Origin of the sequence: Sphingobium sp. Ant17 (genome assembly GCF_000588875.1) — a bacterium.
Lineage (GTDB): Bacteria > Pseudomonadota > Alphaproteobacteria > Sphingomonadales > Sphingomonadaceae > Sphingobium.
On record NZ_JEMV01000061.1, the window covers coordinates 1 to 25,905 of the forward strand.

The following is a 25,905-nucleotide window of genomic DNA, read 5'->3' on the forward strand; positions in this document are numbered from 1 at the left end:
CTCACAAACCCAAGCGAAATCCGGGCGGAAAAAATCGGGGAAGAAATCCTCTGCCCTGTGCGTGACAAAGTACCGCGCTGCCGTCGATCGCAGCGGCAATCATGCCTTCCACCCCGGGATCAGGCTCTGAAAAAAAAAATCGTTGACCTAGTCCGCGAACACGTGAGTCCGTTCTACCGACGGTGCATTTCGCTCTGACAATGGTGATATCAACGAACTAAGGTATCCCGCGCCGCGACGTTGGCTTCGGCTTGTTTGTGGGCAAGACCTAGTTAGGTACGAACGAGGAGCCGTGATGCCCGATCTAATCGACTTTGAGGAAGCGCTAAAGCGTACGGATGGCGAGGATCGGGCGCTGCTTATCGGCAACGGCTTTTCCGCCGAGTATTTCAGCTATCGAAACCTGCTCGACAAATCGGGGCTCGGGTTCCGGGACCCAATCCGGGACCTTTTTCGATATATTTGAATACCGTCGATTTCGAGGCTGTGGTTCGATCACTCGAAGGTGCGGTTTTGGTCGAGCGCGCTTACGGGGCACGGTGCCCCATGCGGATGAGATCGAGGCCGATGCGCAAAAAGGTGCGGGAGGCGCTTGTAGCGGCTGTAAATTCCACGCATCCCGCGCATCGGGAGGACCTCGGTCTCAAGTACCTTAGTAGTTCCGCTTTCCTATCTCACTTTCAAACCGTTTTCTCGCTCAACTATGACCTGCTCCTCTACTGGGTGAAACCTCGAAAAAWAAATCTGTACTGAAAGATGGATTTGGACTTGGGACAACAGAAGGTGCGTTTCATGGACCATTCAAAGAATCTGCACATTGTCACATCTACAGTCTCCACGGCGGCCTTCACCTGTTCGAGGACAAAATCGGTGATGTCTACAAGGCTATCGATCGTGGATCGGGTGTCATTGCGACGATCACCGATGCCATCGGCAAAGGGAGGCGATTCCCACTCTATGTGGCGGAAGGGTCCAGCGCCCAGAAGATGCGAAGGATCAACTCCGTCGCGTATCTGCGCCACTGCTATGACATGCTCGTGTTGAACCCGGCAACGGTGTTCGTGTATGGCCATAGCGCCGACGAGAACGACGCGCACATCTATCGCGCGATCTTCGGATCCTCCGCCAAGAAGGTGTACTTCGGTGTATACAAGCCCAATGGGGAAAAACTGAAGGAACTCGATGGCCTCCTCGCAAAATATCAGCGAACCTCTGGATCGAGCACTGGCTACGCTTTTTTCGACAGCGAGAGTGCCCAGATCTGGGCGTAGGTTCCGTTATCCTAAGTTCCGATTAGCTGCATTAATGAATGGCCAATTCGGACGGCCAAGCGAAGTGTCGCAAACGACCGCTATGTTGGCGGTAACTGACATCGGTATTTCTGAGCCGGAATGTCGGCTATCCCATTATCAGTGCTCCGAACCTGACTGTCGCGAATGTCCCAGAGCTTGCCAAAAAGCGGGCCGCAATCAACCGCAAAACGCAGCCTGCTCCGCTAACGCCGAAAGCGGATGGATTGCATAGCTCATGTGTGATCCCTCCCATTGCGTTTGCTTTTGCGTCGTCAAAATCTGGTACATCATCCAGACTTATGAACGGCTTCGCTTTCGGCGGGGACAAGATGATGCAAACGCAGGGACAAGTCCCTCATTCCCACGATTTGGGCGGGACGTCCGTGCGCTTTTCTCGTTGCTGTCGCTCCAGATCAAGTTCACGCGCGATCTGACGGCCCAGGAGGCGCGCAAGTCGAAGGATGGCGGCATCCGCTTCGGCAGAAAGACTGGGAGGTGCATCTCGATTGGGCCGCTTCTTCTTCATCGCGGCCGTGTCCAGGATTTGAAGTAAGTCCATTTGGTAGAACCGTAAAACAAAGCTCGGTGGAGAGGGGGAGGAAAAAAGGGGGCAAGATACTTGCGGTGGCCATGGGCGATCGGTCCACGGTGATCAGGGCGGATCGGTTTCCAGTCGGATGAACCTGTGTTATTTTTCCAGATGGAAAGGCTCTGCAGATGCAGGATGTTGATCACGTTGAAAGAACAGATGAGGCAGGCTCGCCATCGCCGCGTGCTGCCGATTGGTTTTGGCGGCCATGGTACGCGAAACTCTACTGGGTGACGGCGCTGCTGTACTGGATTGGTCTCGAGATCATGATAACCATCCCGTATGACCGAGTGAATAGCTCCGTGGCCAACACCATGGTGCTGCTCATCATCGTCTTCAATCCGATCACGGTGATAGCCGTGCTGGGATATGGCTTCCTCAAAGCCAAGGTCGCATGCGGGAAATGGGTGATAACGCCAGGCCCACCTTCGCAAAGACCTATGATCGATCCTTACACAGATCCCTTTGATATACGATCTGGGAGTATCCACCATAGACATATCGGCTCGTAGAAAGATGAACATTAGGGATCTCGGCGCTCCTTGAAGCTCGGGTCTCCGTCCGCTGGACCCTTATCTCGATCCAATAACGATCGACCTGAACTCAAGATCGACGATTGTTCCATCGATGTCAGAGGGGCGGTAACCTGCATGGTACCGCGACCAGAATCTGCTTGTTCTAAGTAGCGATTTCGAAGGCCTTGATTGCCGAGAACGCCGTCGCTCAATTCCTTTGCAAATGCTTCCTCGGGGCGTCCCGAACGGGCAGCAGCTTTTTCTGCCGACGCGATGACCTCACGAACATCGTAATTCACGATGTCCATCGACGACTGTGCCGAAACGGTCGCAGCTCCCCGATCAGAGATATCCATTCCCAGCTTGCCACTCAGCGATCCGGTGCCGTTACCGGAGGTACCCGCTTTACTTTCGTTACGTTTGCCGCTGGCACCCCTGCTAGCCGTTGCGGAGAGATCCCCGGACACGCTCTGGGTGTTTGAAGTCTGATGGTCTGCGGTACGGGAGAGCGACCGTTGCCACCCGGTCTGCACCATGATCGCGGTGACGTCGCGCTCCAGCGTATCAGCGACCTGCGGTTTCAGCCGCCAGTCACCCCGCCGATCCATCTCGAACCCGCCGCGCAACCAGTTGGCCATGGCGGTCTGGCCCTGCGCGCCGCTGCCCAGAAAATGCTCGATCGTATCTGGTCCTGCCTGTTTGCCGGCTTCGAACCGCGTACTCGTGTCGTTGCGCGCAGACTGGCTGAACCCTGTACTGCTGGAGACGAGCAGATCATTATGCGCAAAACTGAACCGCGCATGCCCACCATTAGCGATCGCGCCAAGCTGGCTTTCGTTGATAAGCCCGCCCCGCCACATCTGCGCGGCCAGTTCCGGCGTCAGATTGAGGCCGACATCGCCATTCTGGTCCATGGCGATCTGGCGCTTCGACAGTTCCACGCCATGCTCGCGCAGCAGTGCCTGGGTGCGGGTTAGCCGTTCCTTGTCGACGATGCCGGTCAGTCGCTCGTTGCGTGCGCGATCGGCGATGCCTTCCGCACCGCCTTCAGCCATATCGACCTCGTTTCCGGCAGTGCCCGCCAGCGCGCGGATGAAAGAATCCAGACGCGCGGCTTCGCGGACCGACACGCCAGCGGCAGCAGCGCCTTGTGCAAAACCGGCATTGTCCGCCTGGCGCCGTTGCTCGCCTATTTGGGCCGAGCTGCGCACGCCATCAGGACCGATCTCGCGTTGGGCATCAAGCTTGCCCGACCGCTCGGCAAAATCATAACCAGCGGCCTCGCGCGTGCGGCCATAGACACTCGTGCCCTCGCGCGCGGCTTGCGCTGTTGCTCCGTCGGCAGTGCCGACCTGAACAGCGGCGTTGTAGCTTTCCAGGGCGCGCAGGACCTGCGCCTCGTTGCGGCCGGTTGAACGCGAGAGCTGGGTGATCGCCGTCGACCGCGCCTCGCCTGAGAGCGCATTGATGAACCCGATACGTTGGCTCGTTTCGGTAACCGAGAGACCGAGCATGGAAGCCGCCTGGCGCTGTCCTTGATTTTGTCCGGTACGATGTGCCTGTTCCGTCGACACATTGCCGCGCTCGACCGCCGCAACCCGGTCGCCGGCATAGTCGCGTCGTCCCTCCATCGCGCCAACCTGCGTCTGCGCGGCAGTCAGGTCATTGCGGAGCATCTGTTCCTGATCGAAGGCGTTGGCCGTGATCTTGGCGAAGGTAGGATCAGCACCGGCCTGGGCGATCACGGTCGACGCCTTGAGCGCCGCATCCTTTGCATCATAGCCGCTGCGCTCAAAATGCCGCTGCGCCCCCGATTGCATCATCTCATAGGCTTGGCCGTCCCCGAACGCCTTCCACTGCACCATGTTCTGCGCGAACGCGGCAAAGGCGCGTTCGCCGCCCTGGCCTTCGCCGAAGTAGTTCGTGCCAAGCTTGCGGAGCGCGTCTCCCTGCGCAAAATTGTGGATTGCGGACGTCGCCGCATTGGCGCGGATCGCGCTGGCCGTGGCGTGATCGCTTAAATTCCGCCCGGCAAGGGCAGGGGAAAGCCCGCCCAGTTCCCGTGCGGCATCGGCCCGACCAAGCCCGAACGCCGCAGTTCCGGTCGCGCCGCCGCCATGTTCTCCGATGACCGACCCCGCTGAAGAGAATGCGCGATCGAGCCCAAAACTGCTGCGCTCGCCAAAATCGCCGAACCCCGTCGATGTCGAGCGCCGCGCCATCGTGCCACCAGCCGAAGCCTGTGCCTCCAGCGCGGAGGCATAGCCCTCGTTGGTCCCCACGGTTGCCGCCGCCATGCTGCCCTGACCCTGGACGCCGAGCATACCGGACGTGAACGCGGTGAACATATTGCCCGAGAAGCGGAACACGGTGAACACGAATGCGCCCGCCAGGCCCGCGGCTGCGGTTCGGAACGAGCCGAAGATGGCCAGCGCCTTCATTGCCGCCGATGGCGCAAGGATCCAGCTATCGGCTGCGACATTGGTCGCGCGCAATTCGGCCAGCACATCCATCGCCCGGCCCAGAGTAAGCTGGTAAATGCCCGCATCGATTACGCCCCACAGCGCGACGAACACGAACAGGCCAAGTGCGAAGCTTGCAACACGAAGGTTGATTGGCGTCAGGATGAATAGCAGCGCGATCGGCATCATCATGAGCATGATCGCGAACACCGAAGCCCGAATGGTCGGCATCCACTCATTGGCCGTGGAAAGCGTCGCAAGCCCGTTGGACTCGATCGCCCGGTTCGCCATTACCCGCGCCGTGGCTGCAGGCGAATCTTCAAACAACACATCGCCGACCGTCTGACCGAGCAGGATGTTGGTGAGGAATGTCTGTCGGCTCATCGATTGACCCAGCATCATGTCGCCCAGCGCATCGATCTGCTGGCGGCAGCGATCGCGCTGGCTGGTCTGGTTCACATCGAATCCGGTGCGCGCGCAGACCTGATCGCTATAAGCGTCGAACACAGTGGAGTCCGACAGGCGATCGGCAATATGGTCCCAGGTTGCATCGCAGCTCATCGTCGTCCCGCCTTTGTCGCTCGCCGTGAACACGGTCGAGAAGGTAGCAGGGCCAGCCATCGCCGCGAAGGAAGCGGGGAGGTCGGTCGATGTCCGGAACAGCTGATCGTCATCGACGCCATAGGCCGGCGAGACACGCGCGACGGGATAGCATTGCCGCACATAATCCTTCACCGTTGCGTCAAGGAAGGTGTCGACGATCGGGCTACGCGGCGAGACTGCGTTCAGGAACAGGTCGAACGCATGGCCGCCAGCGCCAAATTCCAGCTTGGCATTGGGATCGGTAGTGTTGTCGTCGATGGTTTCGGCCAGCGCCCGCTCCATCAGGTTGGTGACGCCGGCAACCAGCACGATGAGATTGGGAACGTCGCCGACCGGCTGATAGGCGTTGCGCACCCGGTCATAGATGTGGACGGTGCCGGTCGTGGCGATCATCCCGGCGAACAGGCCTATACCGACCAGCATCTGGAAGCCGAAGGCGACCAGGCCCATGCCAGATCCCCGGATACTGGCGATGACCGCGCCGAACGCGATGCCGACCACCGCGACAATCAAAACCAGTGTTTCATAGCGCGGATCACCGAAGATCATCGCCACGAGGTGGAAGGCATCGACGGTCTCGGAGAAGCCGTCCCAAGTGTGATAGCTGGCATCGATCGCTAGCGCGGGCGCGGCGCTCAGCAAGCCGAACAGGACACATGCCAGGCGGATCAGATAGCGCATAGCTCGCCTCACCGGTTGCGATTGGCGTTGGCGCCAGCGGCGTCACGCGCATCACGGTCGCGCTGGCGCACCACCCCGGCATAGTTGGCCGAGAGGTTCGCCTGGTTCATGGCCGCGATATAGGACTGGCGCATCTGTGCGCGCTGGCGCAACACCTCGTCGCGCAATTCGCTTAGCTGCTCGATGCCCTTGGTCAGGATGCGCGTCTGGCAGATGTTGGTGTTGTCCGCGTCAGCCGCGCCCGCCGTTGTCACGCCGCGCTCGGCATTCTGGAGCGCAAAGTCGATAGAGCGGGTGAGATCATTGAGCATCTGATAGGCGAGGGTGAGGGCGACCAGCTCGTCGGTGTCGGCGATCACGCTGTCGGTCAGGCCCTGCCGCACGCCCCATTCGAGCAGGCGGTAGACCGGCAGGGTCCGCACATTGGCGACGAACTGCTTTTCTTCTGTCGTCAACGCGGCGCGGGTACGGATCTTGGCGGCCACCGATTCCATCCTTTCCCGCGCCAGCAGCAGCGCGCCGCGCCCGGCGCCGTTCACCGAGCAATCCGAAGCGGTCGCGGGAATGTTGAGCGCACGGGTGGGCACCCGTCCGGTCAGGAAATCATCGGCGCTCTCGCTATCCTGGCGTGGGCAGGCGGGGATTGCCGAGAAGAGCGGCACCTTGTCCTTATCATCCCAGCGCATATAGACGTCGCCCACCCGTGCGCGCATCACGCCCGCCCAATCGGACGCGCCGACGCGCGCGGCAGCATGGCCAAGCAGCGAACCGGTCTTGAAGATGTCGGTGACCTCGGACGGGCAATTGGCGAGCGCGTCCTTCAGATCCTCGGTGGGATTGCCCTTATTGGCCTGGATCTTCTCGCGGCTCTGTTGCCAGCTATTGGCATAGCCTGCACGGACCGACTTGTAGCCGGTCATCTCCTCGACGATCCCCGACATATTATCGTCGCCCCTGGCGATCTGAACCATGCGGTTGGCGAGACGGCAGTCGTTCACCTGGATGGAATTGAGATAATTGGTCGCTGCCTCCATCTTCGAGATGATGTTACCCATTTTCTCATCGAGCGTTTCGAGCAGATATTGGAAAGCGACGGCCGGCGCGGCCTGCAGGATCGTCTCCAGCTTCTGGACCAGATAGTCGGGGTCGAGAAACGACATGCCCCCTAAAAACATGTCGATACCGCCACAGCCGGCCTTCACCTTGGGAAGCGTCAGGCTCATCAGATAATCGTCATGCACGTCGACGCGGCCCGACATGCCGCCTGCGGTCACATAGCCGCGGGTCTGGTCCTCGAAGCTGCCCGGCGAGCTATAGGTGACATTATCGAACCAGCTTTCGGCCCAGCCTTGGGCATAGGCAGGGGCCGCTTGGCCGCATGACGCGACGAGGATGGAGAGCGTAAGGATCAGACGATGTGGATGATGTCCCATGGCAGGCTTCCTGATGAAAATGGACATGTGACGCCGCCCCGCCATGATCAGCGTCGCTTTTGACTGGAGGAGGTCGGCGCCCTCACGCCGACGATCCCGGTAAATTTCGACATGGCGCGCACGCCAACCGCTGCCCGGGTTCCAGTCAGCATCCGGGCGGCAAGCCAGGCGTTGCGCGCGATATTAGCGCTATGGTCGGTGCCGATCGCGATCGGCACCATGCGGTGCGGGTCGGCAAGCGGGCGGACCCATGCGACGGGGTTTCCGAGCCAGGGAAGGCCGAGACGTCCCGATCGCAGCATCGCTTCCTCTTGCCCCAGCGTCCGGACCTGCCAACCATAGCGGGTGCGGAAAGCGGAAAGCTTGGTCCACAGATCGCCGCATGGCAGGCAGGCTGATGCCGTGCTCATCTCGATAGTGTAGAGCGACGCTTGGCCACGCAGCATGGCCTCGAAATCGGCAGGAAAGTCGCGCGTCACCGGCACACGGGCCAGCCACATACGCATGTCTGCATCTGTCGACACCGGATGAATGGCGGCTCTCCTGGCAACGACGCGATCTGCCTGTTGCGCAGCGCCCATTGCGGGCGTCTGCACCGATATTGTGAGCATGAGAGCCCAGGCAAACCGGGCTTGGCCAAGGCGCGTCACGGCCTTGGCTCCCGGGCATCGACGAGGTCGCCGCCGATCACGCGCGGATCGGTCGAGGAGACGGGTCCATTGGCGAGCGCATCGAAGAAGCCATCTTCCTCGCCGGCTCCCGTCAGCCATTGTTCGGGCCGGATGTCGCCGCGCAGCAGCCGGACCGCCTGATAGGCCATCTGGGCGAGATTGGGATAAGTCTCCACCCCCGCGGCGATCACCATGCGCTGGGCGCTATCCCGTCGGATGACCATGGTGGTCGGCGTTACCTCGACCCCGAAGCGCTGGCCGAGTTCGGGTTTGCGGTCGAGATCCATGAGGCTGACCTGCCAGCCCATATCCTCCTGGAACCGCTGGACGATCGGCCATTGCACCTTGCAGTAGCCGCAGGAATCCCGCGCGAACATGACCAGCGCAAATTCCCCGGCATGCGCGCGCAGATAGTGGCGGCGGACCTGGTCCTTATGTGCGCCCAGCACATCGCGGGCCTCGCCGACCATTGGATTGGCAGCCCGGGCATTGAGCTGCGGATAAGTGAGCATCGCAAGCTGGGTCACGCCGGCAAAGGCGCGGGCCTTGCGCCGGGCAAAATCCTGCAGCCGCCAGAAGTCGGCGACCGCATCGATCGTGAGAATAGTGGCGGCATAGTCGCGCTGCTGTTCGATCAGCTTGGCGATCCGGGGCGGCGCCCATTTGGCCAGTTCAACCATCGGCGGTATGACGGGTTTTGGGACGACATCATCGGCCGCTTCTTCCGCAGCGCTGGCCTTTGGGGTTTCATACCACCAATATCCGCGTGTTCCGCGATCTCCCGGGCCTGGAGGCGCGGGCTGCGCACCCGCAATATCGACGGGCAGCAGCAGCAGGGCACCCAGAGCGAGGAGGCGCTTCACAGCAGCTTCTCCATGCGGATGAGCCGCGCAATGGAGACCGGACCATAATAGCGGCTGTCATATCCGTCGGGATGGCGCGAGCGACGAAGATCATTCCATCGGGAATATGCGGACTTTCCGGTCGCCAATGGTCAAGCGCCTTGCCGCTGCGCGATAAGGGTTTGGCGACGCCCATCAGCCTGCCATTGCAATAGTAGCAGCCGGTCCAACCGCGACCCACGGTGGCAGGCTTTTCAATCATCATGATCCGGTCGCCTGGCAAGCACAGCGCATATTTGGTGACATTCACAGGCTTGGGGCCGGCAAGCGGATCGGACAGAAGGAACGAAACGAGGTCGCCGTGACGGATCGGGCCGGGGGAGCGGTGCACGACCCACGCATCAATGGAGGGCGTCATGACCAATGTGATCTGCGGCATCGCCCACCAGGCAAAGAGACCAATCGGCAGCACGATCCCATAGGCCTTGAAAAGCTGACCCCGACGGGGCGGCTGCCCAAGACCAGCAGCGCCTAGCGCCACGGCTGCGCGCAGCGGCAGATCCTTGAGTTCGCGCCAGACCCGGTTACCGGCGCGCCGTGTGAGCAAGAGCATCCTGCACCTCCGCCTTGCCGCCAAGGCGGCCATATTCCTCGAGAAGCCCGGACAGGGCAGCATCGCCCAGCACGAGATGCGCTGCGCGCGGGCTCGCCTCGTCGCGCTCGCAATAGGGCCGGGTCGGGTCGCCCGGGACCATCGCGAGCGCAGGCACCTGGGTGACGCGATGCTGCTGGAAGACCAGTGGATCGACGATCAACTGCACGTCGCGCATGGCGCAGGCGGGACCTTCGCAGCCTGGATCGCGGCGCAGTATCGCGGCCGACAGTTGCGCCATCGGTCCAACCTGCCGCATCCCGCCCGGCATGCCGCGAAAAGTCATGACACCCCTGGCCCGTTCGAGCTGCCCTGCATAAGTGCGCAGTGTTTCAACTGGCATGGAGGAGGACACGAACAGTAGCGGGACCCACTGGTTCGCGCCATTGCCGGAAACAACGCCAGCCAAAGCCGCTTCTTCGGGCTGTTCAAGACCCAGGGCCTGCGCGATCCGCCGACTGGCGGTCTCCCGTTCGATGGCCAGGGCTTTGCGCGCCGCCGCGACGTCTGCTTTGACGCGATTTGCCATAGCGGGATCCTGCTTGCGCCCGCTTATTCCCTCGAACGCGCGGCGCTGCGCCGCGGCGTCAGCTTTGGTCGGCAGAATCGGCGAAGGTGGCGCGGACGCCCTGGCTTTGCTGACCGCGCGTTTTACGCGTTCGAGGGCCACATCCCCCTGGTCGTCAATCCGCGTTCGCGCGTTCTGTCCTGTCGGCTGATTACCCGGGGAACGCGGTTGGCTCGCGTGGAGCAATCCCGGCACAAAGGCGACGACCGCCAGAAGCAGGGCGCGCCTAATTGCTGATCGTCTGCATATGGGCATCGATCTTGTCCTTCATGTCGATCTGGATGTCGGATTGGGCGCGCGCCTCGATTTCCGTATAATATTTGGAGAGGTCCATTTTGCTGAAATCGAGCGCCTGGAATTCTTGCGGGCTAAAGCCCCGGCAATAGGGTTGCTTCGCCGTGCCCCAGCCAATCGCGGCGAAAGCCTTCAACTGCGGGCGACCCTGTTCCTGGATGATACGGCCAAGCTTCGTGTTGAAGCAGCAATGGCCCCGGGCCTTCTGGACGCACACGCCAAGGATGCTCGACGAACAATAGCTGCCGATCTCATGGCACATGCCCGAACCGCGCAGCATGCCCACTTCCATATCCTGCTGGTCGCAGCCCTGGAGCAGGAGATCGATCATGAAATTGACCGCAAGACTGATCGCGATCGATGTGGGATCGATGCCGACGATGATCGCATTGGCGCCGGCACTCGCTGCCTGGCTTGCGGTCGCGCCTGCCTTGAAGGCGGTGTAGGCGGCTTTCATGCCGGTGAAGACGCCCTTGGCGACCGCGATCTTCGTCGTAATCGACGAGATCGAGCCGCCCATGCCGTCCTTCACGATTTTCCCCTTGTCCTTGCAGCAATTCTGAAAGGTGGTGCTGAGCCCGGCAGGCCGGCAACGCGCGGCGCGTCCGGAGAAGATCTCGATCGTGCCAAGCAATTGCCATCGGCATCGACGGTGCCGTCGGCCGCGACGCCGGGATCATCCACCACTGGCTCCTCGACGATGGGATTGGTGCTGGTGTCGATACAGGTGTTGGCCGAGCAGCTTGGCGCGCCGCCGCTGGCCGGCACAGCGCAGGCATATTGCTCGCCGAGCGGGCAGCGCATTGCTCCACCTTGATCCGCCAGGCACGGCGTTTCGCCAATGGGGCACATCCATCCACCCATACCGGTCAGGTGACAGCTTGCCGTTTCGCCGTCGTCCGCCGCATCGCCATTGCCGTTAAGATCGACAGCGCAAAGCTGCTGAGCGCTTGCCGTGCCGGGGAATAAGGAACCAGCGCCGACGAGGAGGATCAGCCCCAAAAGCAAGATACGCAGCGACCTCATCGCACGGCACTCGTGCAGACCATATCGGCGCCGCCCAGACGTACGGTCTGCATCATCACTACCGCTTCGGGAAAATCATCGATGCAGCCACAGCCCTGCACCAGTTCCTCGCCCTCGCCCGCAGGGCAGACATCATTCTCCTGGCAGGCGTGATAAAAATAGTCCCAGCCCATGGGATCAGTCTGTCTGGAACCGGTCACGCCATCGGGGGCTGCGGCTATATTGGCCTGCGCCTTGCGGGTCTTGCAGATGGGCTCGCACGCATTGACGCTGCCGGACACGGGTAAGGAGAAATTGCGGGTTGTCAGGCTATGGCTGCCATCGGCATTCTTCACCCGGTCAGCGAGCAAAGTCTCGGTCGAATGATCGATGATATAGGCGCTACGGGAAAGATCAGGCTGTGGAACCGCGCCGCTATCGACCGTGCAGGTGTAGCTGCGCTGGCGCTCGAAGAAGGCGCGGCTGATCGACATCGCGCAGGCGCCCGTGCCGATCAACCGGGTCTGGGGCAGGGGGGTGAGCCCTGTTTTGACGCCGTTGCGATAGGTGATGACGCCATCGACATCTTCATCATCGAGACGACAGGCATCATTGGCCGCATAGCCTGAACAGCTATCGACAAGCTGCTCGCTGGTCTTGCAGCCGGCGTCCACCTTCGCTTCGATCGCGGCATAGGCTTCGCCGCCATCGGCAACCGCGACGCGTAACCAGATATCATGATCGCCTTGCGTTAGCCTCGAGGTGAGATCGAGACCAGGATCGACATAGAAGGCACTCTTCTTCTCGCATTTGCCCGGCGGCGGTCCCGATCCGGTCCAGGCTTCCGGGCCTGAGCCAACCAGTTCGCCATCGATCCTGATTTGTGCCCAATCGTCTCCGCCAAAGCGGGTCAGAAGTAGTTGCTGAAGCCTTGCGGCGTCCTTGACCCGCAATGTCATGTGAAAATCGATAAGCGTGCAGGATCCGCCTGTGAGGCTATTGTCGGAGGGCGAGCCCATGACGAAGGTGCGGCTGTTTGGATCTGCGGCATAGGTTGCGTAGCCGCCCGCCACGCGATCGACGATCATCTCGGCGGTTATTTCTTCCTGCGTGATCTGCCGGGTGATGGCGCAACTCCGGCGCACCTGCGACGTGCCGGTCCCGGTCGACGAGGCGGAAAGTGCCCGGAAAACACTGCTCGTTTGCGCGGCACCAAAGGCGTCGCCCGCCATGGCGCCCGGATTGGCCTTATACGCTGTGGCGCCAACCTGCGGTTGCGCCGTGCAGGATGTGGTTTGCGCGCCGGTATAGCGGATGAGCGGGCCATCGATGGCGGCCTGCGCGATGCCGATACGCGGGTCGGCCGTGGTGAGCGCGCCGACAACGCCGCCGCCCAGATCCTTGAGTATCGAAGCCATATTGCCCCAGACCAGATTGCTGCCGCAGCTATTATTGACGCAGTAACAACCGGCCAGATCGGTCAGCTCGACCTGCGAAAGCTTCAGTGCCCCGGATGCAGAAGCGTCCCAGCGGAAGAAGCGGCACGCGTCCCAACTGCCAGGCGCGCAGGAGATGATCCCATTGGCGCAAATCCCGGACGTGGGGACCGGGACGGTCAATGCCTCATCGAAGCTTCCGTCCAGATCGCTGTCGCGCGAGATGCTGAGCGTGCCGATATCGCCGGTGGCGCTGGGCTGGGCGAGCAGTTCGAGCAGCGTCGCGCTTTTCTGGCAGGCAAGATTGGGGGTGAAGGTCTTTTTGGTATCGACCGTGGTGATGGGCTGTCCCGCCAGCCCCGGCGTCACATAATTGCCCAGCAGCGCATCGCTGTCCGCGCTCTTTGCCCGCGCGGCGGCCGCCGCAGCGCGGGCGCGGTCCTGCGCGGTCTGCGCATGGAGCGGGGCAGGCAGGCTGAACGCTGCGACAAGGGCGAGAGTCGCTCGCTTCATGGCCGGATCTCGCGCAAAGCGATCTGCCGCGACCCGCGCCGCAACCGGAACAGAAATATAGCTGGAACAGGGTCGGCAAGTTCTGCCCGGAATACAGCCTGACCTTCAAAAACGGTCAGCGTGGCCACGACCATATGCGGCGAAGAGGGGACCGCCGCATGATCGTCTGTATCTATGGCCACGCCGACCGTCCGACCCGTGCCGCAGGGGGGATGCGACACCGGCCTGACCGCATGGGGAACGCCTGGCTCGGTGGAATGACGGGCAGACCATCGGCTGATGCCAGGCGAGGGCATGCGGATCGGGAAAGGCGACCTGTTCATGGCGTCGAAACCCCGGCGCAGCAGATCGTCTTTTCAAACAGCATGAACTGCGCATTGTCCTTGCCGGGCGCATGTTTGGCGGACGTCCACAGCGCGCCTGGCCGCCCGACATTGACGCACTGGCCACCCTTGACCGGTTCCATCAGTTGGAACTTGTAGCGGCTCTTGGTCCAGACCGGCTGCGGGATGAACGAGCAGCCATCCGCTGAACTGACGGTAAGGGCGCCAAGCCGCCCCATCATGAAGACGCCGCGCGCAGCGAGCCCCGCCCAGGCCTCGACGCTATCGCCAAAATGGATGTCGCCGGCGATCGGATAGGTCGCGCCCCAGGATCCCATGCACCAGAAGAGCGGATCGACAACCTTGCCCGCAGCGGCCGCGGCGCTGTCGGCCATGCAGGCAAGGCCGGCGGCCGGATTGCCGAACAGGATCGCCTCGGGCTGGATGATTGCGCCCAAAGTCGCCGACTGCCATGTCGGCAGCACTTCGGTGATTAGCGCGACGTCGAAGCCATCATCCTCGATGCAGGGCAGGTCGGTGAACATGTCGAGCATCTTCCAGACCGGCGCGATATAATAGTGCATCTGCGCGAACATCTTGCGGGTGTTGGTGCCGTCGGCGATGCTGGTCTGGCTGCCCTGCAGCCTGCCGCCGGTCGGCATGATGTCAGCGCCCAGCGCCATCATGCAGCCAGGCTCGGTCACAACATCGACCATGCGATTGGGCGACCAGAAGCTGACCTTCACGCCGAACCAGAATGTCACGCCCTTGCGGCACGCACATAAAGGCTTCGAGGCCGATTGCGCATCGAGCGCCTTGCCGAGCGGATCGCTCGGACCCACTTTTACCCCGCCGATGGTGATCGGGAAGATGCAGTTCCATCGCACCTTGGTGATCGGATTGAAGATCGTGCCCGCCTCGCATTTGGAGGCATGGGCGGGGGACGCGAATGCCAGTGCCGCGAGGGCCGAGCCGAGCGTCAAAATGCTGCGGACGGAGAGCATCTTCATCGCGCAGCCCTCCGCGGACTTGGGGGCATGACGACCTCGGTCAGCACCAGCTTTTGCCCCGCCTGCGCGACGATCACTGGCGCGACCGTCAGGCCAAGCCGTGCCTTGACGCGCTCCTCGAGCAAAAACAGTACCCGGCCGTGCTGCTCACCCAATGTGATGGCATCGGCATTTGTATCACTAGCCTGGGAAAGACCACCGGCGGCAAGAAGGATGAAATCAGCGGGCCTTGCGGTGCGCAGTGCCCAGGCCAGATCGCTGGAGTGCACGACGATCAGCCGCTGAGGCAGCGACACATAGGCAAGCGGATTGAAGCTATAGCCTTTGGCGTAAAGCAGCTTTCCGCTCGGCAGTCGGATATCCTGATCGAGGGTATAGAAGGGCACCACCGTTCGGTTCCGATCGGCGCGGGCGATGCCGAGCGCTGCAGGCTTCATGGCCGACCAGCGCTCGCGGGGGCCGAAGGCGGCTTTGATGTCGGGGACATGCGCGGCGCGGCTTTCGATCTCGCTCAGCGCATCGGGCTCGGCGATCGGCCAGGTGCGGCCGATAATGCTGGTCGCAGCCGTGACGGGCGCGTGCGTCAGCAGTCCGGTAATGAGCGCCAAGGGCGCTATTACCCATAGGGCATGACGAGAGCGCCTTGGACCCATGCTTCTAGCGCCCATGACGCCGTCTCCAATATGGCGCACGGTTCTCGCGCGCCTCGCCGATCGCGGCGCTGATCAATGCCGCTATCGCAATGACGGCAATGACCGCGCCGAGAATGCGGACGACCGCGGGCACGGTCGGCAATTGCCAGGCGATACAGGATTGCACGAGCACAAGGCCCTGGCTGCCGATCAGCAGACGGATGGGTCCTGGCGCGGGCGTGGCGGAGAAGATGCCGTTCACATCCGCCTCCACCGCTGGGTGATGGTATGAAAGCGCTCGGCGATTGCATCCCAGGGAATAAGGATCAGACCTGTCGAGCCCGCGCCCATTCCGGCGCAGATGCCGATGAACATGCCTTCGGCAAGCGGCGCCTGGAAGAGCCACGCCGCCGCAAATGCGCAGAACGCGGCATTGGCGATGCCGCCGGTCACCAACAGGGCGTAGCTCATCCGCGCAAAACGCCGTTCCGCCTGGATGACCGTGACGATCGCCTGCGCGACCGCGTCGATACCAAGCGCCGGGTTGCTCACGCTGCGCGCGTAGGCAAGGAGCCCATGGACATCGTCCCCGACGTCCAGGCCAAGATCGAAGCCATTGCTGTGATCGGCCTTCATCGCGCCCTCCATTGCCGGAAGCGTGAGAAGACCATCCCGCATGCGCCAGACAGGCCGATCAGCAGCATGCCGCTCGCACAGCAGGCGGCAGCCACAAGGATGCCTGCCCGTATGGCCTGCAGCGGCTGCTGATGGAGCGCGATCCCGGCTATGATGACGAGACTGCCCATCATGCAGGTTTCAATGGCCACAAGCCGCAGTCGCCAATGGAAAGCGGCGGCCTCCGCGCGACGGGCGACACGCGCCTCGATCATCGCTTCGATCGCCGGGTCATTTTCCCAGTCGAGTGCCAGCTGATCGGGATGGGTTGCAGGCTCGTGCGTCATGCCGCCCTCCCGCCCTGGCGAGTATTTCCGCCCAATATTTGGGCTGGGTCGACACCGGCCAGTTCGCACACTGCCTCCAGCGGATTGCGACCGGCCCGCACCAGTGTCTCGAAGGCGGCAACCTCGTTGGGCGCAGAAGTATTGATCCAGTAGCTGAAGGGGTCGACCACCAGTCGCGCGATGCCGAGGCCCAATGGACTGTCGATGAACACTTCGGAATAGTTGGGCTTGGCGTTTCGGACCGATTTCAGGAGGTCGAGGACGAAGCCTGAATAGTCGAGGATCTTGTTGTCCACCGCCTTGTCATAGGTGGAACCCTGGAGCAGGAATTTGGTCGCGGCATTTTCCAGGATAACCTGTCCGGTGCCGCCAAAGAGCATGAGGTCGTTCATGCTTTGGAGCACGATGCCAAAGCTCCCCTGATATTTGCGCGCGCGGCGATAGCCCTGGCCGAACGCCTCGGCGAGACGGGAGAGATCCTGCCCGTCGCTGCGGGTCATGAACTGCGCGGCCTCGTCGCACAGCACGAAGCGGGGTTTGTCGCGGGCCGAGAGATAGAGTTCCTGGGTGACCGCGTTCACCACTACCATCACGATCACGTTGAAGAGGTCAGGCAGCGCCTTCAAGCGTTCGAGCTCCAGCACCACGAACTCGTCGCGCGAGATGTCGAGCGTCGAAGGACCATTGAAGAAATGGCCATAGGCGCCCTGCGACCCGAAATCGCGCAGATTGAACGCCAGTTCGCGCGCGACCGGCACCAGATGGTCGACCCGGTCGAGATCGGAGGCGGCATTGTCGGGATAGCGGCCGAGCCAAGCGCGCACCGCGTCGATGCCATCTTCGCCGCGCCCGCTGTCGACCGTCCATTGGACGGCGGATTTGAGCAGGTTCCATTCCGATGTGGTGACGGGCTTGCGGGTCGAGGCGTTCGCCATTTCCGCGACGATCGCGACTGCCATGGCGATCGCCGACTGCTTGTCTTCGCCATCGAGCGCGAGCCCCATGTCGAAGGGATTGAGGATGAGGCGCTCCTCACCGATGTCGATATAACGGCCCGAGCAAAGCGTGCAGAGCTTGCGGTAACTGCCACCGATATCGATGATGCGGATGAGCGCGCCTTGCGCATAATATTGCTGGCACAAATTATTGAGCAGGAAGCTCTTGCCCGCGCCGCTCTCGGCCGAGACGATGAAATTATAATTGTTGATCCGCGGGTCGAAGAGATCGAGCGTGATGAGCTGGCCCTTGCGGCCTACGTAGAGCAGGGCCGGGCGGCCGCCGCCGCGAAAATCGGTCTGCACCGGCGCCATCAGGCTGGCGGCCTTCACGGCCATGCGAAAATCGCGCTCCAGCAGTTTCATTGTCTGCTTCTCGGGATAAAGCCCGAAGGGCAGGCTGGCAGCGAGCAGCACGGGCAGCAGATAGCTTTCTTCCTGCACCATGAAGGGCAGGGGTTCTGATTCCCACAATCGCTTGGCGCGCGCCGCCATCTCGCGCGCCTGCGCGCTGTCGCGACCGAAGACCCACATAGTAGGGATCACCGAGACGAACCGGCTGTTTGACGCTTCATCGAGAATCCAGCCAATCTCCTCGATCTGCTTGCCGACCTCGACCGCGAAACTGCCCGCGGCCTTTTGCGCGGAGAGGATCTGCGCGCGCTTGTGGATTTCGAACTGCGAATGATCGAACAGGACCGAGAGGCAATAGAGGAATGGCCCGCCAATCTGGTCGCTATCCTCGGCGCTCCCACGCATCCCGCCCATGAGCCGGTTGGCCCGTTCGGCGGTGATCCGGCGCGCCGGCGCCTTGGGCGTGAGGCAGCGCGCCACCTGGTTGCCCAGAAATACTTCCGGGCCCTCGAAGCAGAGGTCAGGCCCAGCCTCGATAATCTGCCGCGCGATCGATGGGGCGGGCATGCCGCCCATGCTCTCGCTGAGGAATACCCCCGGCGCAGGCGCGAAAACGCCATTGAAGATCCGGCGATAGAAGCTGACCAGTTCGTCGGGCGGCAAACGCCGGATACCCATCTTCGCCAGTTGCTCCTCGACCTGGCGGCGCAGGTCCGCGCCGAGCTTTACCCGCGTCTTGATCGCGAGGAACAACCGGAAGTCGCGTACCGGGATGGCATGGAGTGCATCCAGGCCCCTGGTTCCGCCGCGCAGATAGTCGGCGGTGCGCCGGGCCGAGGCCTGGACCAGCGGGTCTGGCCGGACCTTCATATCGAGATAGGCATCGAGCGCCGGATCGATCAGTGGATCGGCAAAGGTGATGAGCTGGAGGACCGTGCCTTCGGGAAAATGGATATTGAGCAGCCCGAGCAAGGCCTGTTGCACATGGGCGAACATATAGGCGGACGGAACAAGCTCCCAGGCCTGGCCCCAGCCATCGTCGATGCAGAGGAAAGCTTCCTCCTCCTCGACCCAGGCGACCATCGGCAGGAAATCCGAATAGGCGTCGCGGGTCACGGCGGCGCGCAGGCGCTGATAGCTCAGACCCTTGTGGCCGGGCCGCGCGCTCATGGCCGTTTCTCCGGATGGAGGGTAAGCGGCATGGCCTCTTGCGTCGGCACGTCTGTGCTGCCCGGTTCGGGCTCGCGCATCGTGCGCAGCACCGGTGGCGCAGGCGTTCGCCCGCCCGGTTCCACCAGATAGTCGCCTACGACCCATGCGGGCCGGTCGATGATCGAATAGACATAGCGGGCCATATAGAGCCGGTCGGGGCGCTGCTTGTCGGCATAGGGAAGGATCAATGTCCGGATCGTGCGCGAAGGGCGCAGCATCGGCGATCCGGGAGCCTCGATCAGCGCGCCGACATGGCCCTGGCCAGGTTGCGCCATAGCCGAGGGTGTCGCAGCAGCTTTGGCGGGGACCATGTCTATGCCGCGCGCTCGCTTCTTGTTCGGGGTGAGCAGCTTGCGATCATGGGTGACGGCAGGATCGGATCTGGAGGCGCGGCCTGCTACCGCATCGGCATAGGCTTGGCCCGGATGAATGCACTGGCCATGGTCGCTATTCTTGCACGAGAATTTCTCGCTATAGGGCGACATCACCGATCCCATGGTCGCGCAGCCGGACAGCGCGAGAAGGGGCAGGACGAGGAGGCAGGGTCGGAGCATCTTCATGGCTTTGTCTCCCATGGGCGCGGACATCAGAATGTGGCTCCCGCGCCGGGTTTGATTTCGAGGGTGGCGCCCTCCTGGATCACGACGACCACATCCTTGGCGGCACCCACCTCGACGATGGGACCAGCCTGGCGGGCGAGATCGAGATAGAAGTCGGTGAGCTTGTCGGAGGATTTGGAGAGCCCGCCGGCAATGCCGGTCTTGGCAGCATCGCCGGCATCGAGCGTGCGCACCGTTCCCAGCGCCGAGGTCGAAGTGTTGCCGAACGTGCTTTCGACCGATTGCGAGATACCGCTGATGGTCCCGGCGATGAAGGCGCGCGCCAGCGTCGCCCCGGCGCGCGTTACCACCTTGCCCGACAGGCCCTTCTTGCCGTCGGTATCGACGAAGAAGCCCTTGACCGGTTGATCGACGATCGAATGCTCGTCAAAATCCACACAGGACAGCGATACGAGCTGGACCTCGACCCGCTCCTTGGCAAGACTGCCGGTGGCGTTGCCGACCACGAAGCAGCCGGCAAGGTTGGCCTTCACCTCATTGGGCAGGACCGCGGGCGCCTGCACCCGGGCGATGATGGGTTCAGGATTACTGGTCGCGTCCCGGCTCGCCAGCGCGTCGATCCCGGTCAGGAGCCGCGCCTTCATGAAACCAGGCGGTAAATAGATCGTCCGATTCTTTTTTTCGACGATGCGGCATTGTCGGCCGCGCCCTGGGCCATGACCGGACCGGTCGCCGAGCCGATCGCGCCGACCGTCTTTTCGACCGGAGGCGCAGGCGGGGCAGGCGGCGCAACCGGCCCGATGGGCGGCGCAGGCAGCCTGTCTGCATCTGCGCTTATGTCACCGGTCTCTGGCGGGTAGGGCAGGGCTGGAACGTTGTCGGGCAGGGCGGGCGGCAGATCGCCATCGATAGTCTGGCCGCCCGGCGCTCCGGGGGTGCGTGACCCGGGAACCACATTGCCTTCCTCGATCGCGCTGACCCTGTCGCCCAGCAACTGCTGACCATCGAGGACCTTCTTCAAATCCCCGCGCAGTTTGACTTCAAGACTGTCGCCGCGCAGCCCCGCGCCCATGTTGAGCGATGCGGCGGGATCGGTAGGCTTGACGTCTTCCTTGCTGCCCGATGCCGCGTAGAGGCCGATCCCGAGGGCGCCGACGGCAACGCCAACGGCGAGCTGGCGCGCGCGCAGTTTCTGCCGCGCTGACATTTTGGCCCACTGCGCCTTAAGGTCGAGCAAGGCCGGGGACGGACGGCGCGCTGCGTCATCCTTCGGTCCGGCGCTCTGGGCGGCAAGATGGGCCTGATAGGGCGACAGGCCTTCCGGCGTCTCCGCTGCGTCTTTGTTCTTGTCGCCGCTCATTGTCCGGCTCCCCGGCGCACCACGACAAGTCGGGCGGCTTCGCCCGCATCGAGGCGGACCCTGTCCAGCGTGACCGAAAAAATGCCTGCCCCAAGCGCCGGATCGACGAGCTGGCGCTCGTCCAGCGTCACCGCTGCCGTGGTTCGCACATGATATTGCGAAGCTGAAAGTCCGGCGCCCTCGACGGCGATACGGCGTTGTTCGGTTATCGAGAGACCCGGCAGCGCTGGAATGCCGACCGCGTCGCCCGACGGCGCGACCTCGCTGAACGAGGCAGGAATGCGATCGTCGAGCAGGGCCATGGTGATGGAGACGGCGCGATCTTCATCGGCCAGCGCAGCCATCAACGCGCTATTGGCCTGGGCACGCTGCCGCGCGCCGGGCACGAGTATCACTGTTTGCGCGGGAATTTCCGCCGGCTCGGCATAGAGCGGGTAGGTCGCGCCGTTGCAATTGACAAAGAATTCGGAAGGTTGCGTCACATAGCTGCGTGTCACTTGCCCTGCGTCGTCGATCTCGCGGGCGAGGAACTTGATCCAGGCGTCCGATCCGCCTTTCTCGACGGCAAGACCTTTCTCGGCCGAGAATTTTATATCCTCGATCTCGCCGCCCTCGCACACGACATGGTTGATGTCGCGGTTGGAGAGACGGATCCGACTGGTCTGATCGGGCAGCGCATGGAGCGTCTGGCCTGAGGCCGGGATCGCCAGCAGCATGAACCCGGTTAGAGCGGCGCACGCTCCTATGCGCTGATTAGCGTGTTTCGACATCGAATTGCTCCTCGGAAAGGCGCGTCAGCCAGAAACGGCCATTTTCGATGCCGTAGCCGATGCGTAAAATGCCCCGGAATTTGCGGATTACGCCGCCGATGACACGGACCTTCTCGACCGGGACGACGATCTCATGGGCGGTCCAGCGGACCGGCTGATCGCCCCGGATATAGGTGGCGATCGACAGCGTCGGGTTGTTCGCCAGTTCATCGAGCATGGTATTGAGGCTGTCGCGCATCGCGCCATAGGCGGACGGGTGAACGAGCCCCAACAGCTCCTGGAACTGCCGGTCGGCCGAGTAAGCCGACCAGGTGCCTGACAGCGCGACGATGTTGCGCGTCATGGCGACGATATAGGCTTCGGATGGTGTATTACCCGAGACATGAAGATCGCCGGTGGCGCCGAACGGGACGATCACGGTCCGGGCATTCTGGTTGGTCGTGTAGATGACCACGCCCAGCACGGCGGTGACGCCGAACATGCCCGCAATGGCGACCTTGAGCAGGCGGTTCTCCTCGAACAGGTTGGCCGAGCCCTGCAGGTAGCGATGGATGCCGTAGCTGGCCGGTTTGCCCAGCAGCGGATCCTCCTTTGTCTTTTTGTGCCCGAACATGCCCATGGCGCTCACTCGAAGAAGCGGGTCTGGGTGGGACCCGGATAATAAGGAAAGGAAACAAGACCCCAGCGCCAGGCGAGATGGGGGAGATAGCCCCTGGGCTTGGTCCGCTTCCACGGGATGAAAAGGAGAAGGGCAGCGATGAGCGCCCAGCCGACAAGTCCGCCCACGATCGCGGCCACGAAAATGCTCGAGGTCGCGAGCAGAAACTCGTCAGATCCAAACCACAGGATCTGGACGGGCCGATGCAGATATTGCGGAAGGCGTTCGTCCATCTGCCCTTCTCCTCTTGCTTCATGATACCTTCAAAGGTATCATTCTCCGGGAACCGACCATCGGTCCCCAGCCTGTTGCCGGTGGGGGAAGCGCCTGGTCAGCCAGGTGCCTGCCCCACCTTCGCGTTTCAGATGACCATCCCGAAGGTCTGGAGAATGGAGTCCGCCTTGATGAGGCAGACGGCCGCGACGATGGTCGGGATGCCGATCATGATATTCGAGAAAAGGCGCGAGACGCCGAACAGGAAGGCGGCGACGCCGCCAACAAATCCCATCGGACCTTTCACGCCCTGGTTCACGACGATATCGTATATGTCGTACCCAAGATCGCCCTGGGCGGGTGCCGAGAAGGCATGGACCGGGCCACCGACCAGGGCCATCGCGCCTAAAGGGAGGCCGACATTGGCCACCGCCAGGACCTTGTTGCCAAATTTCTGCATCATAGCATTGCTCCAAAAGGAGCCGTCCAACCAAAGCCTGCCGGCATCGAAGCAAGATCGGTGTCGGCCGGGGCGTCGGTGGACGGCTCCATGAGCCCGACGCCGCCGGCATCCTGGTTCATCCGCGCAGGCCAGTTGGGGCCAGGCCGGATGCCCTCCGCAAAGAGATTGTGCGCAGCCGCGATGGCGCGCGCCCGTTCAGCGCCGCACATCGGACACTGCCTTTGCAAGCGCAGGCTTTGCGTGCCGATCGAGGAACGCTTCGAGTTCGGCCTGCTGAAAGCCCGAGATGAGCTTGCCATCGGCGATCAGCGTTGGCGTTCCTGAAACGCCCACTTTGACGACCAGTTCAGCATCCTCCGCAACCTTGGCACGGCCCTCCGCGCATTGACGCAGGACGGGCGGTGTCTGGCCTGAATAGGCCGCCCGGAATGCCGCCTCGCGATCGGGCGAGCATAGGATATGCTCGGCCTTGGCGGCCGCGGTCGGGTGGATGCCGCTCACGAAGAAGATGAGACGCCTTACCGGCTTGCCCTCGGCGGCCTTGGCGCTCCAGAACCGATCGAGCGCCTGGCAGTAGGGACAATCCGGGTCGGTGAATTCTATGACCGTGGGCGCATCTGCAGGGCCGATCGCCAGTGCTTGGCAGGGTCGATGGCTTTAAGACGGCGCGTAGCGCCCTGTTCCTGCGCCAGCGCGGTCAGGTTGACGCCGTTGCGGTCGTAGACCGTAGCGAACAAGAGATGCTCACTTTGCGGCGCATAGTAGATGATCCGGCCGCCAGCGGTCGCCTGATACAACTGGCCCGTGACGGGAGCCACGGCAAAATCCTCGAACTGAAGATTCGTGAAGCTCTGATGGAGCTTCGCCTCGGCTTCGGATGTGGCTGCCCTTAATATCGCAGCCTCATCGGCGGGGTCTGCGATAGCTAGGCTGGGCGATACGGCCAATGCGGCTCCTGCGAACAAAGCGAGCAGCGCCAGCGGCTGAGATGTGACCGTCATGGGCGTTGCTCCGGTTTCCTGGAATTGAGCGAGAAAAGCGCGGCGTCAATGCCGATGGATCGTCCGATCGGCACCGTTGTCGGCCGGGCCAATTGCCGCCGCGGCGTGGCTGCTATGATCGCATAGTCGCCGCCGACGTTGCGGATGACGCGTGTCGCCCTGTCTACGGCGCGGGTTGATCGGACGAAGGCCTCTTGTTTTGGAGCCGCAATGGAGGGCATAGTGACGGCCATAAGAATGACGAAGGTCGGTGGCCTGTATGGGAATCCGCTGGCCATGGTTCATACCTCCTTGGACTAGAGCGGCCATTGGCCGCCTGGATGAAGGGACTGTGTGACCGGGGAGCTTCGTTCGTTCGGGTAGACTTGCCATCACCGGTCCGTTGAAATGGATCGTTGTCCAAGCTTCCCCAGCCCTGCAATGGCCAGGGCAATGTCGTGCCGGTGCAGGGTAGTGACGTGCCGCTGGAAGGCAGTGAGATGCCGCGATCAGGCAACATCATGCCGAATGGGCACGTCAGTGCCGATGGGCCGTTCACAATGCTTTGATCCCACGCTGCTCCCACGGCTGGGCACGGCGTATTTTCAACGGACATGCGGGCTCGATTCGTTGGGCCACCGCGGGGAAAGGAGGCATCTATGGCCGCGCAGGCGACACGAAGTTACAGGCTGACAATGTCCGAGTGCGGGCTAAGCCTTTTCTTGCAGTGTCATTCACGGTTCTGCACCGCCGCCCATGATCTTTTGTCGTACGGCAATACCTTGCATGCGGCCGTCACGCTGCTAGCCGCTCGGGACCTTGACGAAATGGTTGCCGACCTTGCCGATCCCGATATTGCGCGCCTTTCGGGGACTATGCAGCATTATGTAGGGGCACCGCAGGAGCTGGGAAGCTTGGCCCGAGAAATCAGAGAGAAGGTCTCGCGGGCCGGTGCTATATATGCGCCGCCTCTCAGCACCGTGTATGTCGCAGCCGTAAGTCATATGAGCGTCGCCAGCGAAAGGGATATGCGTCGCCTATGTGCGCTGTTGCGCCGGCCTCAATCAGCATGAAAAGGGTGACTGTTTATTCGTGATACCTGGAATGACAGGAGAAAATTCGTCTCAGATTGAGAACGATAGCCTTTGACCGCATGAGCAAAATGCATAGCCTATCGTAATCGGGTAAGTGCCATTGGGAGTTTCGAGACAATGTCCGGGGGTGCCTGTACATGCAGACTCGAAAACTTCAGACCAAGGATGACGGGCTGGTTCTCTCCACGATCAAGGAGATTTCCGGCAAGCGCATCGAAGAGCGCCGCCGACGTGACCGGATCACTCAGCCCCAGCTGGCACGCGCCGCCGGGGTTAGTGTTAGATGGTTGCGGGAGATTGAGGCGGGCAACCCAAAATCCAAGCTGGACGAGCATTTGGCATGTGCACACCGGCTGGGGCTATCGACGGCTCATATCATGATCCCGCTTCTTCTCATGGAGCGAAAAATGTCGATCCCCCAGGAACTGCTTCTCGACGAGGACCTGTCCGAGCTGGAGGATCGCTGCATCGCTCTCATTTATGAACATTCGTCCAGCACGATCAGCAGGCGCAGAGCCTCCTTTTTTACAGATGCGGGCGATCAGGAATAAGGCTTGTCGCGCAATGTCTGCCGAACCGATCACCGCCGATCGCATTTACCGGCGGCTCAAGCAGGATATTCTGGACGGTATATTGAGACCAGGCGCGCCGCTTGTCGTGCAGGCGCTCGCCGATCATTATGGTGTCAGTATATCACCCGTACGCGATAGCGCCCACCAACTCGTTGGTGAGCAAATCCTGGTATCGAACCAGGGCGGCGGTT

Annotated in this window: 25 protein-coding genes and 5 pseudogenes; 6 read left to right on the top strand and 24 right to left on the bottom strand. The window is 62.1% G+C overall.

The window, feature by feature from the left end:
• The first annotated feature begins 295 nt into the window (after nucleotides 1-295).
• Both BF95_RS27935 and BF95_RS26635 read left to right on the top strand, forming a co-directional pair.
• Complete coding sequence (locus BF95_RS27935) at nucleotides 296-466, top strand: hypothetical protein (RefSeq protein ID WP_161774356.1); 171 nt, start codon at nucleotides 296-298, stop codon at nucleotides 464-466.
• Nucleotides 467-486: 20 nt separating this feature from the next.
• A pseudogene (locus BF95_RS26635) lies at nucleotides 487-1,271 on the top strand (DUF4917 family protein).
• Between the two features lie 376 nt (nucleotides 1,272-1,647).
• On the opposite strand, the gene BF95_RS28400 reads toward BF95_RS26635, so the two are convergent.
• On the bottom strand, nucleotides 1,648-1,818 hold the full coding sequence (locus tag BF95_RS28400) for a hypothetical protein (protein ID WP_200867014.1): 171 nt from the start codon (nucleotides 1,816-1,818) through the stop codon (nucleotides 1,648-1,650).
• Nucleotides 1,819-2,009: 191 nt separating this feature from the next.
• Here BF95_RS28400 and BF95_RS26640 point away from each other — a divergent pair, with 191 nt between their 5' ends.
• The gene (locus BF95_RS26640; protein ID WP_081764227.1) at nucleotides 2,010-2,393 is read left to right on the top strand and encodes a hypothetical protein; all 384 of its coding nucleotides are present in this window, start codon (nucleotides 2,010-2,012) and stop codon (nucleotides 2,391-2,393) included.
• An 11-nt stretch (nucleotides 2,394-2,404) separates the two neighbouring features.
• On the opposite strand, the gene BF95_RS19825 is transcribed toward BF95_RS26640, so the two are convergent.
• From BF95_RS19825 to BF95_RS29680, 23 genes and pseudogenes are all read right to left on the bottom strand, one after another.
• Nucleotides 2,405-6,142: a conjugal transfer protein TraG N-terminal domain-containing protein gene (locus BF95_RS19825; RefSeq protein ID WP_043153779.1), complete on the bottom strand. Its 3,738-nt coding sequence runs from the start codon at nucleotides 6,140-6,142 to the stop codon at nucleotides 2,405-2,407.
• A gap of 8 nt (nucleotides 6,143-6,150) precedes the next feature.
• On the bottom strand, nucleotides 6,151-7,575 hold the full coding sequence (locus BF95_RS19830) for a conjugal transfer protein TraH (protein WP_043153811.1): 1,425 nt from the start codon (nucleotides 7,573-7,575) through the stop codon (nucleotides 6,151-6,153).
• A gap of 47 nt (nucleotides 7,576-7,622) precedes the next feature.
• The gene (locus BF95_RS19835) at nucleotides 7,623-8,186 is read right to left on the bottom strand and encodes a hypothetical protein (protein WP_051520132.1); all 564 of its coding nucleotides are present in this window, start codon (nucleotides 8,184-8,186) and stop codon (nucleotides 7,623-7,625) included.
• A gap of 35 nt (nucleotides 8,187-8,221) precedes the next feature.
• Entirely contained in the window at nucleotides 8,222-9,109 is an 888-nt protein-coding gene (locus BF95_RS19840) for a conjugal transfer protein TraF (protein WP_043153784.1), read from the bottom strand.
• Nucleotides 9,106-9,701, bottom strand: a pseudogene (locus tag BF95_RS29665) (S26 family signal peptidase). Before BF95_RS29665 ends, BF95_RS19840 begins: the two are co-directional and overlap by 4 nt.
• On the bottom strand, nucleotides 9,673-10,269 hold the full coding sequence (locus BF95_RS19850) for a type-F conjugative transfer system pilin assembly protein TrbC (protein WP_327195485.1): 597 nt from the start codon (nucleotides 10,267-10,269) through the stop codon (nucleotides 9,673-9,675). The pseudogene BF95_RS29665 and the gene BF95_RS19850 overlap by 29 nt, the downstream one beginning before the upstream one ends.
• Before the next feature lie 265 nt (nucleotides 10,270-10,534).
• Nucleotides 10,535-11,628, bottom strand: a pseudogene (gene traN / locus BF95_RS19855) (conjugal transfer protein TraN).
• Nucleotides 11,625-13,556, bottom strand: coding sequence for a hypothetical protein (locus BF95_RS19860; RefSeq protein ID WP_043153788.1), 1,932 nt, complete (start codon nucleotides 13,554-13,556; stop codon nucleotides 11,625-11,627). Before BF95_RS19860 ends, traN begins: the two are co-directional and overlap by 4 nt.
• Nucleotides 13,553-13,738 (bottom strand): hypothetical protein, encoded by a 186-nt coding sequence (locus BF95_RS29670; protein ID WP_235209890.1) that lies wholly within the window; start codon nucleotides 13,736-13,738, stop codon nucleotides 13,553-13,555. Before BF95_RS29670 ends, BF95_RS19860 begins: the two co-directional genes overlap by 4 nt.
• Nucleotides 13,739-13,875: 137 nt before the next feature.
• Nucleotides 13,876-14,889 carry a TraU family protein gene (locus BF95_RS19870; RefSeq protein WP_051520133.1) on the bottom strand — a complete coding sequence of 338 codons (1,014 nt, stop codon included), beginning with the start codon at nucleotides 14,887-14,889 and terminating at the stop codon, nucleotides 13,876-13,878.
• On the bottom strand, nucleotides 14,886-15,542 hold the full coding sequence (locus tag BF95_RS19875; RefSeq protein WP_081764228.1) for a conjugal transfer protein TraW: 657 nt from the start codon (nucleotides 15,540-15,542) through the stop codon (nucleotides 14,886-14,888). The genes BF95_RS19870 and BF95_RS19875 overlap by 4 nt, the downstream gene beginning before the upstream one ends.
• A gap of 4 nt (nucleotides 15,543-15,546) precedes the next feature.
• Nucleotides 15,547-15,783, bottom strand: a complete 237-nt coding sequence (locus tag BF95_RS19880) for a hypothetical protein (protein ID WP_043145490.1) — start codon at nucleotides 15,781-15,783, stop codon at nucleotides 15,547-15,549.
• Nucleotides 15,780-16,169, bottom strand: coding sequence for a hypothetical protein (locus BF95_RS19885; protein WP_043153794.1), 390 nt, complete (start codon nucleotides 16,167-16,169; stop codon nucleotides 15,780-15,782). The genes BF95_RS19880 and BF95_RS19885 overlap by 4 nt, the downstream gene beginning before the upstream one ends.
• The gene (locus BF95_RS19890) at nucleotides 16,154-16,483 is read right to left on the bottom strand and encodes a hypothetical protein (protein WP_043153796.1); all 330 of its coding nucleotides are present in this window, start codon (nucleotides 16,481-16,483) and stop codon (nucleotides 16,154-16,156) included. Before BF95_RS19890 ends, BF95_RS19885 begins: the two co-directional genes overlap by 16 nt.
• Nucleotides 16,480-19,002 carry a TraC family protein gene (locus BF95_RS19895; RefSeq protein ID WP_043153797.1) on the bottom strand — a complete coding sequence of 841 codons (2,523 nt, stop codon included), beginning with the start codon at nucleotides 19,000-19,002 and terminating at the stop codon, nucleotides 16,480-16,482. The genes BF95_RS19890 and BF95_RS19895 overlap by 4 nt, the downstream gene beginning before the upstream one ends.
• Nucleotides 18,999-19,604, bottom strand: a complete 606-nt coding sequence (traV, locus tag BF95_RS19900; protein WP_043153814.1) for a type IV conjugative transfer system lipoprotein TraV — start codon at nucleotides 19,602-19,604, stop codon at nucleotides 18,999-19,001. Before traV ends, BF95_RS19895 begins: the two co-directional genes overlap by 4 nt.
• Before the next feature lie 26 nt (nucleotides 19,605-19,630).
• Nucleotides 19,631-20,964, bottom strand: a pseudogene (locus BF95_RS29675) (TraB/VirB10 family protein).
• Nucleotides 20,961-21,734 (bottom strand): type-F conjugative transfer system secretin TraK, encoded by a 774-nt coding sequence (locus tag BF95_RS19910; protein WP_443018396.1) that lies wholly within the window; start codon nucleotides 21,732-21,734, stop codon nucleotides 20,961-20,963. The pseudogene BF95_RS29675 and the gene BF95_RS19910 overlap by 4 nt, the downstream one beginning before the upstream one ends.
• Nucleotides 21,718-22,347, bottom strand: coding sequence for a TraE/TraK family type IV conjugative transfer system protein (locus BF95_RS19915; RefSeq protein WP_443018397.1), 630 nt, complete (start codon nucleotides 22,345-22,347; stop codon nucleotides 21,718-21,720). Before BF95_RS19915 ends, BF95_RS19910 begins: the two co-directional genes overlap by 17 nt.
• 11 nt (nucleotides 22,348-22,358) lie before the next feature.
• Nucleotides 22,359-22,625: a type IV conjugative transfer system protein TraL gene (locus tag BF95_RS19920; protein ID WP_043153801.1), complete on the bottom strand. Its 267-nt coding sequence runs from the start codon at nucleotides 22,623-22,625 to the stop codon at nucleotides 22,359-22,361.
• A 128-nt stretch (nucleotides 22,626-22,753) separates the two neighbouring features.
• Nucleotides 22,754-23,068, bottom strand: a complete 315-nt coding sequence (locus tag BF95_RS19925; RefSeq protein ID WP_043153802.1) for a hypothetical protein — start codon at nucleotides 23,066-23,068, stop codon at nucleotides 22,754-22,756.
• Between the two features lie 195 nt (nucleotides 23,069-23,263).
• A pseudogene (locus BF95_RS19935) lies at nucleotides 23,264-24,069 on the bottom strand (DsbC family protein).
• Nucleotides 24,066-24,347 carry a hypothetical protein gene (locus BF95_RS29680; RefSeq protein WP_043153806.1) on the bottom strand — a complete coding sequence of 94 codons (282 nt, stop codon included), beginning with the start codon at nucleotides 24,345-24,347 and terminating at the stop codon, nucleotides 24,066-24,068. Before BF95_RS29680 ends, BF95_RS19935 begins: the two are co-directional and overlap by 4 nt.
• A 117-nt stretch (nucleotides 24,348-24,464) precedes the next feature.
• Between BF95_RS29680 and BF95_RS27940 the strand changes: the two genes are divergently transcribed.
• The 3 genes from BF95_RS27940 to BF95_RS19950 all read left to right on the top strand — a co-directional run.
• A complete protein-coding gene (locus BF95_RS27940) occupies nucleotides 24,465-24,617 on the top strand; it encodes a hypothetical protein (protein WP_161774360.1) in 153 nt (50 codons plus the stop codon).
• A gap of 662 nt (nucleotides 24,618-25,279) precedes the next feature.
• Nucleotides 25,280-25,693, top strand: a complete 414-nt coding sequence (locus BF95_RS19945; RefSeq protein WP_051520135.1) for a helix-turn-helix domain-containing protein — start codon at nucleotides 25,280-25,282, stop codon at nucleotides 25,691-25,693.
• 13 nt (nucleotides 25,694-25,706) lie between these two features.
• The coding region (locus BF95_RS19950) for a GntR family transcriptional regulator (protein ID WP_043153809.1) at nucleotides 25,707-25,905 on the top strand (199 nt) is incomplete at its 3' end.

Coding starts and splice junctions, on each gene's coding strand:
- BF95_RS19915 (WP_443018397.1), bottom strand. CDS start 22,347: ATGTTCGGGCACAAAAAGACAAAGGAGGATCCGCTGCTGGGCAAACCG.
- BF95_RS27935 (WP_161774356.1), top strand. CDS start 296: ATGCCCGATCTAATCGACTTTGAGGAAGCGCTAAAGCGTACGGATGGC.
- BF95_RS19835 (WP_051520132.1), bottom strand. CDS start 8,186: ATGCTCACAATATCGGTGCAGACGCCCGCAATGGGCGCTGCGCAACAG.
- BF95_RS29680 (WP_043153806.1), bottom strand. CDS start 24,347: ATGGCCAGCGGATTCCCATACAGGCCACCGACCTTCGTCATTCTTATG.
- BF95_RS19825 (WP_043153779.1), bottom strand. CDS start 6,142: ATGCGCTATCTGATCCGCCTGGCATGTGTCCTGTTCGGCTTGCTGAGC.
- BF95_RS19875 (WP_081764228.1), bottom strand. CDS start 15,542: ATGGGTCCAAGGCGCTCTCGTCATGCCCTATGGGTAATAGCGCCCTTG.
- BF95_RS19925 (WP_043153802.1), bottom strand. CDS start 23,068: ATGATGCAGAAATTTGGCAACAAGGTCCTGGCGGTGGCCAATGTCGGC.
- BF95_RS19895 (WP_043153797.1), bottom strand. CDS start 19,002: ATGAGCGCGCGGCCCGGCCACAAGGGTCTGAGCTATCAGCGCCTGCGC.
- BF95_RS19945 (WP_051520135.1), top strand. CDS start 25,280: ATGCAGACTCGAAAACTTCAGACCAAGGATGACGGGCTGGTTCTCTCC.
- BF95_RS19870 (WP_051520133.1), bottom strand. CDS start 14,889: ATGAAGATGCTCTCCGTCCGCAGCATTTTGACGCTCGGCTCGGCCCTC.
- BF95_RS19890 (WP_043153796.1), bottom strand. CDS start 16,483: ATGACGCACGAGCCTGCAACCCATCCCGATCAGCTGGCACTCGACTGG.
- BF95_RS19860 (WP_043153788.1), bottom strand. CDS start 13,556: ATGAAGCGAGCGACTCTCGCCCTTGTCGCAGCGTTCAGCCTGCCTGCC.
- BF95_RS19910 (WP_443018396.1), bottom strand. CDS start 21,734: ATGTCGAAACACGCTAATCAGCGCATAGGAGCGTGCGCCGCTCTAACC.
- BF95_RS19830 (WP_043153811.1), bottom strand. CDS start 7,575: ATGGGACATCATCCACATCGTCTGATCCTTACGCTCTCCATCCTCGTC.
- BF95_RS19885 (WP_043153794.1), bottom strand. CDS start 16,169: ATGGAGGGCGCGATGAAGGCCGATCACAGCAATGGCTTCGATCTTGGC.
- BF95_RS26640 (WP_081764227.1), top strand. CDS start 2,010: ATGCAGGATGTTGATCACGTTGAAAGAACAGATGAGGCAGGCTCGCCA.
- BF95_RS28400 (WP_200867014.1), bottom strand. CDS start 1,818: ATGAAGAAGAAGCGGCCCAATCGAGATGCACCTCCCAGTCTTTCTGCC.
- BF95_RS19850 (WP_327195485.1), bottom strand. CDS start 10,269: ATGGCAAATCGCGTCAAAGCAGACGTCGCGGCGGCGCGCAAAGCCCTG.
- BF95_RS19920 (WP_043153801.1), bottom strand. CDS start 22,625: ATGGACGAACGCCTTCCGCAATATCTGCATCGGCCCGTCCAGATCCTG.
- traV (WP_043153814.1), bottom strand. CDS start 19,604: ATGAAGATGCTCCGACCCTGCCTCCTCGTCCTGCCCCTTCTCGCGCTG.